Consider the following 13,676-nt stretch of genomic DNA (forward strand, 5'->3'; position numbering starts at 1 on the left):
AGTGTACCTGCCGTTCATTTTTATTTACGCGATTGGCGTCGTTACCCGAAAAAGCCTGAGTGAGTTAGCTTATTTTGCCCTCCTGTTCCTTGCTGTAGTCATTATGATGAGGCCTAAGAAGAGGATTTTCCTCAACCTCGGATTCCTCCTCGGGTTTGAGGGGCTGCTCTTTATCCTTGCTCTCTTCAATCCTGGAAGACCAATTCTCGATACTCCCATAGGGTCGATAACTCACGAGGGGCTTTATTCATTCCTCTTGCTCCTTGGGAAGGCCTTTCTATCCGCAGGGGCCGCCGTAGTTATAACCAGCTCGGTCGGCTTTTCAAGGATACTCGCAGAGATGGAGACCCTGAAGTTCCCGAGGGTACTCATCCTGACGCTCGCGTTCACGTACCGCTACCTCGACCTCTTTGCAGAGGAGGCTGAGAGGATGAAGCGGGCCCTTGATTCTAGGGCCTTTGGAATCGAGAGAAAGGAATACTACCGGAAACTTGGAGCACTCATAGGCGAGATTTTTGTGAGGGCATACCTTAGAAACGGGAGAATTTATAAGGCAATGCTCTCAAGGGGCTTTGGCGAGTTCCCAAGGCTCGAAGAACCACGCCCAAACCCCTCAATCGGACTGCTGATGCTCCTTGCCATCGGGGGTCTGCTGATATGATAGAGCTGAGAAACGTTCACTTCTCGTACGTAGGAAGGGAGGTTCTGAGGGGTGTAAACCTCACCATCAAAGGGGGAGAAATTTTCGGAATTCTCGGACCCAATGGGGCTGGAAAGAGCACGCTTGTTCTTCATCTCAACGGCATACTGAAGCCGAAGAAGGGAGAGGTGATTATAGACGGCCTCGATCCCGCTAAAAACCCTAAGGAGGTTCGAAGGAAGGTTGGCATCGTCTTTCAGGACCCAAACGACCAGCTGTTCTCGCCGACTGTCTTCGAGGACGTTGCCTTCGGCCCCTACAACCTCGGTCTCCGCGGGGAGAAGCTGAGGGAGAGAGTCCTGTGGGCACTGAGACAGGTCGGTATGGAGGACTACGCCAGCAGGGAAACAAAGGAGCTCAGCTTCGGCGAAAAGAAGAGGATAGCAATAGCCACGATCCTTGCGATGGAACCCGAAATCATTGTCTTTGACGAGCCCTTCGCCAACCTTGATTTCAGAGGGAAACGGCTCCTCGGAGAGCTGATAAGGGGAATGAAGGAGGAAGGGAAGACGGTAATCTTGGCCTCCCACGAGGCAGAATATCTGGCCCTCTGCGACAGGATAGCCCTGATGGACAGTGGGAAAATAATAACCGTTGGAACACCCGAGGAGATACTCGGTAATCCCAGGCTCCTTAGAGAGCACAACCTTGAGGTCCCATCCATCGCGGAGCTGTTCCTGAGCTTAGGGCTGAAGGTTCCAAGGAACGTTGAAGAGGCAAGAAAAATACTCGAAGAATGGAGAAGAACTACTCCATAGCCTTCTCCAAAAGCTCCAGGCCAAGGTCGAGGTATTTCCTTGCCTTTTCTTCGCTCTTTGCCTCGCTGAAAACCCTTATTATCGGCTCCGTTCCGCTGGCTCTGACCAATACCCAGCCGTCGTCGAAGAGTATCTTGGTTCCGTCAGTTGTATCGATGGTGTAACCTCCCTCCCTGGCCAACTCAGCCACTTTAGCGACTATCGCCTTCCTGTCGCCTTCGATGTGCCTTTTCGTCTTGAACTGGTAGTACCTGGGAAGTTCATCTATAAGCTCGCTGAACTTCTTACCGCTTTTCGCGAATATCTCCACGATTTTTGCCGCTGTCATGGCCCCGTCCCTGCCAAGGACAAAGTCTGGAAAGATTACGCCGCCGTTCTCCTCGCCACCTATGGTTCCGCCGTGCTCCAACAAAGCCCTCGCCACTATAAGGTCGCCGACCTTCGTGCGCATTACCTTGGCGTTGTTCCTCTTGGCTATGTCATCAAGCAGGTAGGAGGTAGCGACGGTTGTGACAAGCAGCCCGCCGCCGTTTTCTCTGAGAACAGCGTCAGCAACCAGCGCAAAGGTCTTATCACCCTGAACGAAGTTGCCGTTCTCGTCGATGAAAACGGCTCTGTCGGCATCCCCATCCTGGGCCACTCCAAAGTCCGCCCCGAGAGCCTTGACAACCTTCATAAAGTCCTTAAGATTTTCCTCATTGGGCTCAGGATTTCTCGCAGGGAAGTGGCCGTCTGGATGGGCGTTTACGCTGACGACCTTACAACCCAGCTCCCTGAGCAGGTAGGGTAAAGTGAGCGAGCCGGCACCGTTGGACGTATCGACGACTACGAATGGTTTCCTCTTCCTTATTGCCTCAACGTCCACCCTCGATTTTATGGCGTCTAGATAGGGCCTTATTATGTCCTCCTTCCTGACATCTCCGATTTCGTCCCACTTAGCTCTGTCGAAGTCCTCGTTGAAGAACAGCTCCTCAACTACCGTCTCCCTCTCCTTCTTCAAGCCCATGCCATTGGGCTCGAGGAGCTTTATGCCGTTGTATTCAGGTGGGTTGTGGCTTGCAGTTATTGCCGCTCCGCCGTCGGCCTTGAAGTACCTGCAGGCAAACTGTATGGCGGGAGTTGGAGCGACTCCAACATCGATAACGTCACATCCAACGCTGAGGAGACCGCTTATTAAAGCCTCCTTGAGCATCTCACCGCTAACGCGGGTGTCCCTGCCAACAACTACCAGCGGCTTCTCCCTTCCTTCCCTCTTCAGCATCGTTCCGAAGGCCATGCCCATCTTAAGCGCGAACTCTGGGGTTATCTTCTCGTTGGCTATTCCCCTGACGCCGAAGGTTCCAAACAGCTTTCCCATCTCATTCCCTCCCAAAATCATCATCAAAGCGGACTATGTCATCCTCACCAAGGTATTCTCCTATCTGCGTTTCAATGACCTCAAGGACGACCTTTCCGGGGTTCTCAAGCCTGTGAACTACGCCCGCGGGAATGAAAGTGCTCTCCCCCGGTCTGAGGAGTATCTCCTCACCGTCAATGAAAACCTTGGCCGTTCCCCTTACAACGACCCAGTGCTCGCTCCTGTGATAGTGCATCTGCAGGGAAAGCTTTTTGCCAGGCAGAACTGTCAGACGCTTTATCTTGTAGCGCTCGCCCTCCTCGAGGATAGTGTAGCTTCCCCAGGGACGATAAGCGGTTCTATGAACAAAGACCCTCTCATCACCCTTATCCTTAAGCCTTTTGTAAACCTCCTTGACTTTCTGACTATCACCGCGATGGGCGACGAGGAGGGCATCATCAGTATCAATGATTATCAGATCCTCAACACCAACTGTAGCGGTCAAACGCTCCGTCATTATGAGGTTGTTCCTCGAATCGATACCGACGTGATAGCCCTTCCTTCCCCGTATCTTCACAGCGTTGCCGTTTTTGTCCTTCTCAAGAACCTCGTAGATAGCGTCGAAGCTCCCGAGATCATTCCAGTAGACGTTGAGAGGGACGACGGCGGCTTTATCAGTTTTCTCCATTATCCCGTAGTCAACGGAGATATCCTGAACCCGTTCGTAGGCTTCCCGGATAGTCGCAGCCTCTTCAAAAGCAGAGTAGATTTCGGGAGCTAGCCTCTTCACTTCATCAATGAAGAGCTCAGTATCGAACATAAACATGCCGCTGTTCCAGTAATAGCCTTCCTCAACGTAGCGTTTGGCAGTCTTCAAATCCGGCTTCTCCTTGAACTCAGCAACGCGGTAGCCACCTTCAAGCCGTTCCCCTGGCTTTATGTAGCCATAGCCGGTGTGCGGCCTCGTTGGTTTTATTCCGAAGGTTACGAGGTAATCATGAGCAATCCTCTCAGCATTCCTGAAGGCTTTCTCGTAGTTCTTATCCGCTTCTATCAGGTGATCCGACGGGAGGACCGCCACAATGGAGTCTCCGAAGATTTCTTCGATTCTCATTATTCCCCAGTAAATGGCAGGGAGAGTGTTCTTTCCTACGGGCTCAAGGAGGAGGTTCTCTTCTGGGAGCTCCAGGCCGAGCTCTCTTAAATCGTCAAGAATACGAAACTTGTACTTCTCATTAGTCACGATGAATATTTCGTTTGGTTTTGAGAACATCAACGCCCTCTGAATCGTTTTCTGAAAGAGGGAATAGTCATCAAACATCCTTATGAACTGCTTTGGCATCAGCTCCCTGCTCAGGGGCCAGAGGCGAGTTCCCTTACCACCGGCAAGAATCAGAGTCTTCATTGGGCACCACCTTAGTTTAGCTCTGAATCCTTTTAGCATCCAAAGTTTTTAACTTTAAGGGGAAAGAAGGAAAACTCAGCGAAGGGCGAATTCCCCGATGAAGGCGGAACTGGAAATCGTGTCACCAATGCCAACTGTGCTCTTGGGCTTGGTGACTATCTTGGTCGGGACAAATGCAAGCTGATAGTCGTCGACTTTAGCAATGCCATCCTCCGTGCCATACTCCCTAACGAGAGCCCCCTCGACGGCTCTGACCTTCTCGTTAACTGGAACGTCCATGGCCTTAACCACGTCGTCTATGTCTCTAACGTCACCAAGTTTAGCCCTGGCTGCGGCGGCTAGGGCCGCAAAGAGCAGGGCATCGCGCACATGGGTTCCATCGTAGGCAGTCAAAGCCAAGTAATAGCCGTAAGTGTGGAAGTGTATCCTCTCAACGCCGGTCTTCTCCGCCAGCTTGAGCATGGCCTCCGTAACAGCTATCGGATCAACTGGGTCGTTTGCAAGAAGCTTCTCTGCTATGGCTTTCTCGCCAAGAACCTCCATTATCGAGGCCAGCTCGACCTCATTCAGGCCAACGCTCGTGAACTTGCCCAGAATCTCGACGAGCCTCCTTCTGACGGTCTCGTCTGGCGTGAAGGCGAACTCCAGGTGAACGGGAATTCCCCTCTCGTCAAGCACCTCAAGGTGCCTCTCAAGCTCTTCAAAGGGTTCTTTGTAGTTCTCCTTCGTCAAAGCTTGGAGTCCGCTTATTATCACCAGCTCGGCCTTTCCAGCTATCTCCTCGAAGGCTTCCCTAAACTCAGGCCTTATGTAGACGTTTGGATTGTAGTCATCAGCGGATCCTATGAAGCGGTTCTCCCTCGGGGCCTCGAAGTCGAAAACCCTGAATCCGCGCGGGAACTCATAGATGTAGTGGATAAGGTTCTCCTCGTCGCCGGCGAACTCTCTGGGGTGGAGGAGCTTGAGCTTTCCATCCTCGAGCTTCGGCACGTAAATCGGTCCGTCCTTGAACAGGTTCGCCTGGAGCTTTGATATCTGCGGAACGTGCGCTATAACTGGAACGCCGTAAACACCACCGAGGAGGTTGGCCATTATTCCGACCTGGCCGCCCATCCTGAGTTCGTCCCAGCCCCAGTTCTTCATGTAGAGCCTGACCGTGCAGCTCTCGACGAAGAGTTCAGCGGCCTTTCCCCTCCGAATGCTCCAGAGGATTCCACCGAGAAGGTGATGAATCTTCGTTATCCTTCCGGGAAGCTCCTCAGAAAAGCAGAAAACCTCTTCCTTTCCAACCTTCTCCACCCTTCCCTCAAGATCTTCCGAATCGAGGTACTTTATCGCGTCGATGTTGGTATTGTACGCAAGAAGAACGCTGCCGACTTTTCCGATTTTATCCTTGACGCGCTGAAAAGCCGATGAGTAGAGAGCGTCCCACATCATGTATATCACCGGGAGTGATGTAACTCCTGGAAGTTAATAAGGGTTGCGGTGAACGTTAAAAATTAAGAAGAGGCTCATGCTTTCCACTTGGGATTGTCAACAACCTTAACTTCACCGCCCTCCTCAATCACAAGCTTTGAGAAGCCCTTCTCCTTTATTGAGCCGTAGTCATGGCCGGCATCGGCCGGATATATCGCCAGGAATATAAATGGCTCATCCCCAGTGTTCACCGTCCTGTGGGCCCAGTATGGTGGAACGTAGACGACTGTTCCCGGCTCCATTGGGACCCACTTGGCATTTCCTTCAGGCGTCTGGAGGAGCATTCCTCCCTTACCTTTGATGGCGTAGTATATCTCCGCCCTGTCGGCCTTGGCATGGTAGTGACCCTTCGTAAAGAAGAATTCCTTTCCAACCTTGCCCGGATAGAGAACCGTGGTCGCGAAGTTGAGATCACCGTCCTTCTCCTCCTGCTCTATTGCATAGACTTCATAAACAACAGGATCTTCCCTGAGGAGCTCGTTGTATGCCTCTTCATCGATGAAGTATCCCTTGAGGTCACTGAGCCTTCTCACAAGCTTCTTGGCGCCGGGGATAACGCCGGTTTCAAGGTCAATCTTAACACCAATCGGAGCTTTGTACTCCATTTTGATCACCGCTCTAAAGTCGTTCCAGGCCTATTTAATCTTTCGCTTCTATATCACTGTGGGTGTTATATAAAGGCCCTAAGCAGATAGGCCACACCTATGGCTATCGCCCAGTAGCCGGTGTTCCAGCGGAGCACCTTCCAGCCATCGAGCGGAGGAACCGGAAGGAGATTGAAGAAGGCCAGCCAGAGGTTCACGCTCGCGGTTGTCCTGAGAACCCACCACAGCGTTGTGAGCGGCGTAACCGCCCTCATCATGATTATGGCCACTATGCCTATCACTATGTTCGTCAACGGGCCGACGAGGCTTATCTTTCCATGTGCCTCCTTATCCTCCCAGTACTGATAAGGCGCGTAGATATAAACCGCCCCCAGGGCTGCAAATATCCACACTCCCCCCGTTAAGAGCTTCGTAAGTATGCCAAGGAGAAGGGCCATCACTATTCCAGTGTCCCACCGCTTATAGTAGGCAACGTAGCCATAGCGCCTGGCCATGCTTCTATGAGCGAGTTCGTGGAATATAAAGGCCGTCAGAACCGCCACTACAACGTAGGGGATGTTATAGGGGTCAAAGTTGGAAAATAGCAAGACGAGGACGAGGAAAGAGATGGCTAGGTCTTCCAGCTCCCTTCGGTGGAAACGCTCCCCAAGGGAGAGATTCATTTACTTTTCACCTCAATCTTCTTGCCGATAACGAGCTCGGCAGCTTTCACTGCAGCACCGCCGCTACCAACGGCTATCCTCACCTGATCCTCTGGAACATAGACAACTATCTTGTCGTCGAGTTCCTCTATCTCCAAGATCTTAACGTTGAGCATCTTCTCCAGCCTGTCCTTCATGGTGAATCCCCAAGAATGCTCGGCGGTTCCAAATATAAAAGTAACGAAATCAGTCGAAGTCCCAGATGGTCCTTCCCTTGTAGAACATCATCACATAGCCGCAGTTCTTGCAGATGACTATCTTGACCTTATGGGCAGTAAAGCCCCACTTGCTGTCGAGCTTTCCTTCCTCAACTTTGAAATCTGTCCCTCCGCAGAGGGGACATTTAAGGTGCCTGTGTTCCATGTCGATCACTGGTAGTAGCTCCAACTTGAAGATATAAATGCTTTTTCCTTTGCAGAGTTTAGCAAGTGTTCAATGCCAGGTTTGTGGCCAAGGCCAACCACCGCCACAACCTTCGGCTTCTTAACGCCTTGAGCCTTCAGGAAGTTGACGATTGAGATTAGGTTCCTCGCCATGACCTCGTTGCGCTCTTCCACAAGAACGCGGTAGAGATAGGGGTAACGCAACCTGAACTGTATCATCATAACTTTGTAGTCTGCCATAACATCGGGAGAGCTCCCAGAGACCCCAACAGGCAAAAAGACGCTCAAAGCCTCAAGCGCCATCAGGAGCTTCTCGCGCGATGGGGCCGCGGCTATCTTCGCTAAGATGACGTTGATGTCCTCGTCGATGAGGTATAACGGGACGCCGAGGGTTTGGGCAGCACTTATAGCTGCCTTCATTTCCTCTCCCGGCTTCATGCCGAACTCTTCCCCAAGCCTCTCCTCGACCTTAGCCAGAACGTAGTTTATAAGCCCTTTCTTTCCATAACGGAGGGATTCCTCCAGCGTTAGCTCTCTGTTCTGCTTCATAGCCAGGAAACGTGCCCTGTCGAGCTCTATCGCAACTGCGTGAGGTTTCTCAGAAAGGATGGTACTTATTACCTCTTCTCTACTCTTTGGGGAGACATGCATGGTTCCGATAAGCTTGACGTAGCGCAGGTAGCTCATTGCCAATCCTCCAGAAGGTTTCTCATCTCCCAGCGTCCGGATTTGAAAGTCAGAACGTCGAAGTCCTTAGGGATAACAAAGGGGACATCGCACAATTCTCTGGCCTTTGCCATGTATTCGTCATAAGTATAACGGAACGCTCTGTGGAACAACGCCAAAAGTTTAACCTTGGCCTTTTTGGCTATCTCACAGGCCTCCCCAACGGTGGTGTGGTAACTGTCCCCTCTATCCTCCGGCCTCAGATAGGTCGCCTCGTGGATGAGCAGGTCAGCGTTCTCGGCGAAGAGCCTCGTCCTCTCGCACGGCTCGGTATCGCCGGTGTAAACCACCTTAACACCCTTCCTCCTCGGTCCGGTCACGTCCTCCAGGCGGATTATTCGACCGTTCCACTCGATTTGACCCTGCTTCTCAAGCTTCCCCAGAATTGGCCCCTCGCTCAGGCCGTATTCTGCGAGCTTCTCGGGGAGGAACTTCCCACGCTTATCCTTTTCCTTGAAGACATAGCCCAGAGCAGGAATTCCGTGCTCAACTTTGAAGCTCCAGATTTCGTAATCACCAAACTTGAGCCTTACCTCACCTATCTCATGGACGTGTATATCAAAGCCTGGCCTGAAGAAGCCGCTGTTGAGAAAATTCTGGATGAACCGGAAGGTGTACTTGGGTCCGTAGATGTGGAGAGGCTTTTCCCTGTTCCAAAGGTTCATGGTCTGGATTAGCGCGGCCAAGCCGAGGTAGTGGTCGCCGTGGAAGTGCGTGATGAATATCTTCTCGACTTTCATGGGGCTGAGCTTGGCAGTGCTCATCTGCCTCATCGTGCCTTCTCCAACATCGAAGAGGATAATCTCACCTTTGTAGCGGAGCGCTATGGCCGGGACGTTCCTCTCGCGGTTAGGCATTATACCACCGGTGCCAAGGAATATCACTTCAAGCATGGTCTAATGTTCCATTCTGGGATTAAAAACCTAAGCATGCCAAAGCGTTAAATACCTGAGAGTGTTAATCCGTATGAGGTGTTTGGGAATGGAAGAAATTCTGAAGGCTATCGAGGAGAAGGACTGCAAAAAGGTGGCAAGCCTTCTCTACTACAAGGTCGATGAGCTCTCGGACGAGGAGCTAAAAGAGGCTCTCGAGAGGGCCGAGAAGCTGGCCCTCGAGTGTAAGGATCCGGAACTGTACAAGCTCATCGTTTACTACTTCCATGCACTTCTCGACGTGGACAAGATACACGAGTTCGAAAATCTGGCGGAGGAGATGGATACCTTCGAGGCAAAGTTCAACCTGGCCGACCTCTACTACCTCATCGGAGAGCTGGAGAAGAGCCTCGACCTCTACCGCGCTCTTCTCGAGGAGGAAACCGCGAAGGGCAACAGGGAGAACGTGGCGAAGGTGTACTACAACATGGCCCTCATTCACGAAGAGATACAGGAGTACGAGAAGGCCCTCGAACTGCTGGAGAAAGCCAAGGAGGTCTACGAAGAGCTAGGAAAGGAGGAGGAAGTCCTCCACGTCGAGGTCTACAGGGCATACGTCATATTCGAAGCCGGCGAGCCTTACAGGGCCAAGGCTCTGCTGGCTAAAGTTATTCCCAAGGCCGTGAACAACAGCAGACTGCTGGCAGAGATACACCTTGCCTTCGAGGAGATATTCGAGGAAGACGAGAACTACGAGGCGGCACTGCAGGAGTGCCTCTACGCGGCGATGAGCGCCAAAGGAACTGAGTACCAAGACGTCGCCTTTGACTCGCTCATAGACGTCATCTGGCAACTCATGCTTGACGACGAGTTCGAGATGGTATACCTTCACATGGATATGTTCGCCAACGCAATGCCCGAGCTGGCGGACTTCTTCGAGGCCATAAAGGCAATAGCCCTCTACAAGGACGGCAAGATTGAGGCGGAGGAAGCCAGCAAAGTCATCGAGAAAGTCAAAGACAGAAGGCTACTTGACTTACTTGAATTCCTCGGAGAAGCCGAGATGTGAAAGGGAAACGATCACTGGAATTCCCCTTATTTCTTCCACCTCAACTTTTACGCCGTAGACCTCTTCGAAAAGCTCTGGCTTGAGGATTTTCCTCCCACCGTCGGCTATTATTTCTCCATTCTTCATGAAGACGAAGCGCTCGGCGAAGCGAAGGGCTAAGTTGACGTCGTGCATAACGACTATAGAAGTTCCTCCCGAGAGCGCGAAATCCCGGGCTATCTCCATCACCTCGAGCTGGCTCTTCAGGTCGAGGTTGTTGGTGGGCTCGTCCATCATGAGGATTCTCGGCTCCTGGGCTAACGCTCTCGCTATACTGACCTTCTGCAGCTCACCGCCGCTCAGTCTGTTGGTCGGCTTCAGGGCGAGGTGAGATATACCGAGCTTTTCGAGGGTTTTCCTAACAACCTCAATATCCCTCTTCGAGGGCCGTAGCCCCATGTAAGGCCTCCTGCCGAGGAGAACCGTGTCAAAGACAGTCATAAAGCCAGGTTCACATCTCTGAGGAACATATGCTAAAACCCTCGCGAGCTCGTTTCTGGGATAGCTCTCGATGGGTCTCTCCAGAACCTCAACACCCTCACAGTGAAGGATTCCTGCGATGCATCTCAGGAGCGTGCTCTTTCCAGCGCCGTTCGGTCCGAGGATTACTATGAACTCGCCCTCCTCGACCTCGAGGTCTATTCCCCTCAGCACCTCGGAGCCGTTGTAGGTGAAGCGCAGGTTTCTGACTTTTACTGCCTTCATCGCCGCCCCTCCATCCTTATGAGGAGGTATATGAATGTCGGCGCACCGAGGAAGGAGGTTACAACGCCAACGGGCAGGATCATCGGTGAGAAAGCCAGCCTCGCAACTGTATCCGCCGCGAGGAGGAGCAGAGCCCCGGTTAGGGCAGAAAGGGGAATGAGGAAGCGGTAGTCACCGCCGACGATGAGCCTGATTGCGTGGGGAGCTATTAAGCCGACGAAGCCTATTACCCCAACGAAGGCCACGCTGATTGCTGTTATCAGTGCAGCCAAAAACGTCGAGATAAGTCTGACCCTCTCGACCTCTACACCGACCGACTTTGCAACATCATCTCCCATCGCCGAGGCGTTAAGGTCCCAGCGCTTGATAACGAAGTATAGGAAAACCGGAATGAAAACGGCAAACATTATTCCGTCTTCCCTCCACGTCGCCCTGCCAAGATCGCCGAAGCTCCAGTAGACCATTGCAGCCAGCTGGAGCTCGTCGGCGAAGTATTGGACGAGTGTCGTTAGGGCCACAAAGAGGGAGCTCATTGCCACCCCGGCAAGAATTATGGCCTCGGGACTGAGGCCTTTGAGTTTGGCGAGGGCAAGGATAACCGCGGTAGCACTTACCGCCCCGAGAAAGGCGAAGATAACCACCGCGTATGGATTGCTGAGCGAAATCCTGCCCGAGCTTTCCGCGTAGCCCGCTCCTAGGAGTATCGCCAGAGAGGCGCCAAACATCGCCCCGTGTGAAACGCCTATCGTGAACGGAGTGGCGAGAGGGTTCCTGAGGAAGCCCTGCATGACCGCTCCGGCTATGGCCAGAGAAGCCCCTACAAGAATAGCAGCAACGATTCTCGGCAGGCGGATGTTCCAGACGACGAGATGGGCGCTCCCGCTCCCACCACCGAGAAGAGCATTCATCATCTCTCCAATCGTGAGGCTGTAGGCACCATGGGTGAGGGAGTACAGGCTAACCAGGACGAGAATGAGAAAGAGGGAAAGGCCAACGAGCAGCTTTTTGGCGACATAACCCTCGTAGTCCATGGCCATCACGGTGAAGTAGGCAGTGAGTACTTAACGGTTCCGTTGGCGAGGTCGATCTTTCCGAAACCACCGAACTGCTCGGCCATGACGCTGTAGACGGGCTTCCCGAGGAGGAAGGTGTATATCTCGTCGGCCTTCTCGACGGGGTCTATGTCTTCAAAGCGCTCTGGATAGAGGACTTTTCCGATGAAGTAGGCGTCCGCTAAAGCGGTTCCGATGTTGGTGGTGTAGAAGTTGTACGGGAGGATTCCGTAGACGTTGCCCTCTCTGACAGCCTTGAGGGAGTTGTAGAAGTCCGGGTCTTTCTGGTAGTCATCGAGGACGAGCTTAAGGCCGCCCTCATCGATGAAGATGTAGTCTGGGTTCCACTCAAGGAGCTGCTCCTTATCAATGAACTTGTGCCCGTCACCGAGCTCATCAGCGACGTTCTTGGCGTGAACAACCACAAAAGGTGGATATTTGGCCTCGGTGCTCTCTATGCCGTGTGCTCCCTTGTAGCCTATTCCACCGACGTAAACAGCTGGACTCTCAACGTTCTCGGTGCGCTTCATGAGGTCGTCCTGGATGGATTTGACAAAGTTTATAACCTCCTCCGCGCGCTTCTCCTTTCCGAGGATTTTACCTGCCAGCTCGAGGGACTTAAAGAGCTCCTCGTCGTCGAAGGTAGCCAACTGGCCGTAGCTGAGGACTACAACTGGGACGCCTGTCTTCTCTTGGATGTCGTCAGCGGTCTTGGCGTCAACGTAGGTGATGAATATCACGTCCGGTTTGAGCTTAACCAGTGCTTCCAAATCGGGAAGCTTTCCGGGGCCGCCTGGCCCTATGGTGGGCAGCTCCTTGAGCTCGGGATGGGCTATTATGTAGGGCCTGCCGTAGTTGTAGCGCTTCTCGAAGTCCTCGACTCCAATCACCATGCCGCTAGCGTTGAGATAGACCATCAGCCTCAAAGCTCCGGGTCCAGCGGCTACAACCTTGGTGACCTGAGCCGGAACCTCAACGGTTCTTCCGAGCAGATCCGTCACAGTTACGTAAGCCGAACTGGTCTCTGTGGTTGCAGTATTGGTTGGATTTTCCGTCGTGCCTATGCACCCGCTTACAGAGACAACCAGCAGAACGAGAAGTAGAGCCAGAGCCTTCCTCATTTCAGCACCCCCTAAAGCTGTTGACATCGACTATGCCTCTGCCGATGATGGCGTGATACTTCTCATTAGCGCATCTCATGCAGAGAGGCTCCTCGTTGATGTAAACGATCCTCGTGGACATGACCAGCTCGCCACAGCGAGAGCAGCGGATGCTCTCAACTATTGGCGCCTGTTCGATTGGCGGAACCTTGACGCGCTCGATTTTGAACTCTTCTTTTGGCAGGTAAAGCATGGTCTTAGCAATCGATTCCCAGAGCCCCCAGAGGCGCTTCCGCTCTTCAGGGGTTCCTTTCCGTTCCTTAACGACCTTATTGAAGAGCTCGGTTGTGCCCGAAGGGTAGTACTTCCTCAGCTTCTCAGCATCGGTGTAGACCCTAACGCCCTCCCATGTGGAGCGTTTGACGAGAGTCAGGGCTGTCTTGCCGAGATCGATGTATATCATGGAGTTATTTCCCAGCGTGCAGCCTGTAGCTACCTGGACGCCGTCAGTAAAGCAGCTGTTGACCTCGACTATGGCAAGAATGGACTCATCGACGCTTCCAGAATAGTCAAGCCTTCCGACACCTAGTTCCTCCATTGCTATCAGTGAAGCCCTTATTCCGAGGGCTAGGTATGGACAAACATGGCCATGGAACTCGCGGGCGTATTCAAGGATTTTCTCCGCGTCCCTCTCCTCCACGAGACGGTTGAGCGCGAGCATGGTATCACCAATAACAGTAAAAGTAACA

16 protein-coding genes are annotated in these 13,676 nt (G+C 52.7%); 3 read left to right on the plus strand and 13 right to left on the minus strand.

Annotation, left to right across the window (positions count from 1 at the left end):
- Position 1 precedes the first annotated feature (1 nt).
- Positions 2-661 carry an energy-coupling factor transporter transmembrane component T family protein gene (locus TON_RS01285; RefSeq protein WP_012571200.1) on the plus strand — a complete coding sequence of 220 codons (660 nt, stop codon included), beginning with the start codon at positions 2-4 and terminating at the stop codon, positions 659-661.
- A complete protein-coding gene (locus TON_RS01290) occupies positions 658-1,458 on the plus strand; it encodes an energy-coupling factor ABC transporter ATP-binding protein (protein ID WP_012571201.1) in 801 nt (266 codons plus the stop codon). The genes TON_RS01285 and TON_RS01290 overlap by 4 nt, the downstream gene beginning before the upstream one ends.
- Here TON_RS01290 and glmM read toward each other — a convergent pair.
- From glmM to TON_RS01330, 9 genes are all read right to left on the minus strand, one after another.
- Positions 1,448-2,815 carry a phosphoglucosamine mutase gene (glmM, locus tag TON_RS01295; protein WP_012571202.1) on the minus strand — a complete coding sequence of 456 codons (1,368 nt, stop codon included), beginning with the start codon at positions 2,813-2,815 and terminating at the stop codon, positions 1,448-1,450. The two genes, TON_RS01290 and glmM, sit on opposite strands and share 11 nt — an antisense overlap.
- 1 nt (position 2,816) lies before the next feature.
- Positions 2,817-4,199, minus strand: coding sequence for a mannose-1-phosphate guanylyltransferase/mannose-6-phosphate isomerase (locus tag TON_RS01300; RefSeq protein ID WP_012571203.1), 1,383 nt, complete (start codon positions 4,197-4,199; stop codon positions 2,817-2,819).
- Between the two features lie 75 nt (positions 4,200-4,274).
- On the minus strand, positions 4,275-5,636 hold the full coding sequence (locus TON_RS01305; protein WP_012571204.1) for an ADP-specific glucokinase: 1,362 nt from the start codon (positions 5,634-5,636) through the stop codon (positions 4,275-4,277).
- A 74-nt stretch (positions 5,637-5,710) separates the two neighbouring features.
- Positions 5,711-6,280 (minus strand): glucose-6-phosphate isomerase, encoded by a 570-nt coding sequence (gene pgiA, locus TON_RS01310; protein WP_012571205.1) that lies wholly within the window; start codon positions 6,278-6,280, stop codon positions 5,711-5,713.
- Positions 6,281-6,345: 65 nt separating this feature from the next.
- Positions 6,346-6,942, minus strand: a complete 597-nt coding sequence (locus TON_RS01315) for a site-2 protease family protein (RefSeq protein ID WP_012571206.1) — start codon at positions 6,940-6,942, stop codon at positions 6,346-6,348.
- The gene (locus TON_RS01320) at positions 6,939-7,118 is read right to left on the minus strand and encodes a KH domain-containing protein (RefSeq protein WP_012571207.1); all 180 of its coding nucleotides are present in this window, start codon (positions 7,116-7,118) and stop codon (positions 6,939-6,941) included. The genes TON_RS01315 and TON_RS01320 overlap by 4 nt, the downstream gene beginning before the upstream one ends.
- 49 nt (positions 7,119-7,167) lie before the next feature.
- On the minus strand, positions 7,168-7,344 hold the full coding sequence (locus tag TON_RS10330) for a zinc ribbon domain-containing protein (RefSeq protein ID WP_238516413.1): 177 nt from the start codon (positions 7,342-7,344) through the stop codon (positions 7,168-7,170).
- A gap of 5 nt (positions 7,345-7,349) precedes the next feature.
- Positions 7,350-8,051: a TraB domain-containing protein gene (locus tag TON_RS01325; protein WP_012571209.1), complete on the minus strand. Its 702-nt coding sequence runs from the start codon at positions 8,049-8,051 to the stop codon at positions 7,350-7,352.
- A complete protein-coding gene (locus TON_RS01330) occupies positions 8,048-8,983 on the minus strand; it encodes a ribonuclease Z (protein ID WP_012571210.1) in 936 nt (311 codons plus the stop codon). Before TON_RS01330 ends, TON_RS01325 begins: the two co-directional genes overlap by 4 nt.
- 88 nt (positions 8,984-9,071) lie before the next feature.
- On the opposite strand from TON_RS01330, the gene TON_RS01335 reads away from it, so the two are divergent.
- Positions 9,072-10,031: a tetratricopeptide repeat protein gene (locus tag TON_RS01335; protein ID WP_012571211.1), complete on the plus strand. Its 960-nt coding sequence runs from the start codon at positions 9,072-9,074 to the stop codon at positions 10,029-10,031.
- Here TON_RS01335 and TON_RS01340 read toward each other — a convergent pair.
- Genes TON_RS01340 through TON_RS01355 form a run of 4 tightly spaced genes read right to left on the minus strand, consistent with a single transcriptional unit; the run spans position 9,999 to position 13,648 of the window.
- Positions 9,999-10,775: an ABC transporter ATP-binding protein gene (locus TON_RS01340; RefSeq protein WP_012571212.1), complete on the minus strand. Its 777-nt coding sequence runs from the start codon at positions 10,773-10,775 to the stop codon at positions 9,999-10,001. The genes TON_RS01335 and TON_RS01340 overlap by 33 nt on opposite strands.
- On the minus strand, positions 10,772-11,806 hold the full coding sequence (locus TON_RS01345; protein ID WP_012571213.1) for a FecCD family ABC transporter permease: 1,035 nt from the start codon (positions 11,804-11,806) through the stop codon (positions 10,772-10,774). The genes TON_RS01340 and TON_RS01345 overlap by 4 nt, the downstream gene beginning before the upstream one ends.
- Before the next feature lie 5 nt (positions 11,807-11,811).
- Positions 11,812-12,948, minus strand: coding sequence for an iron ABC transporter substrate-binding protein (locus TON_RS01350; RefSeq protein ID WP_012571214.1), 1,137 nt, complete (start codon positions 12,946-12,948; stop codon positions 11,812-11,814).
- A 1-nt stretch (position 12,949) separates the two neighbouring features.
- Positions 12,950-13,648: an FmdE family protein gene (locus tag TON_RS01355; RefSeq protein ID WP_012571215.1), complete on the minus strand. Its 699-nt coding sequence runs from the start codon at positions 13,646-13,648 to the stop codon at positions 12,950-12,952.
- Positions 13,649-13,676 lie beyond the last annotated feature (28 nt).

The sequence above is a fragment of the Thermococcus onnurineus NA1 genome (assembly GCF_000018365.1).
Classification (GTDB): Archaea; Methanobacteriota_B; Thermococci; order Thermococcales; family Thermococcaceae; genus Thermococcus; species Thermococcus onnurineus.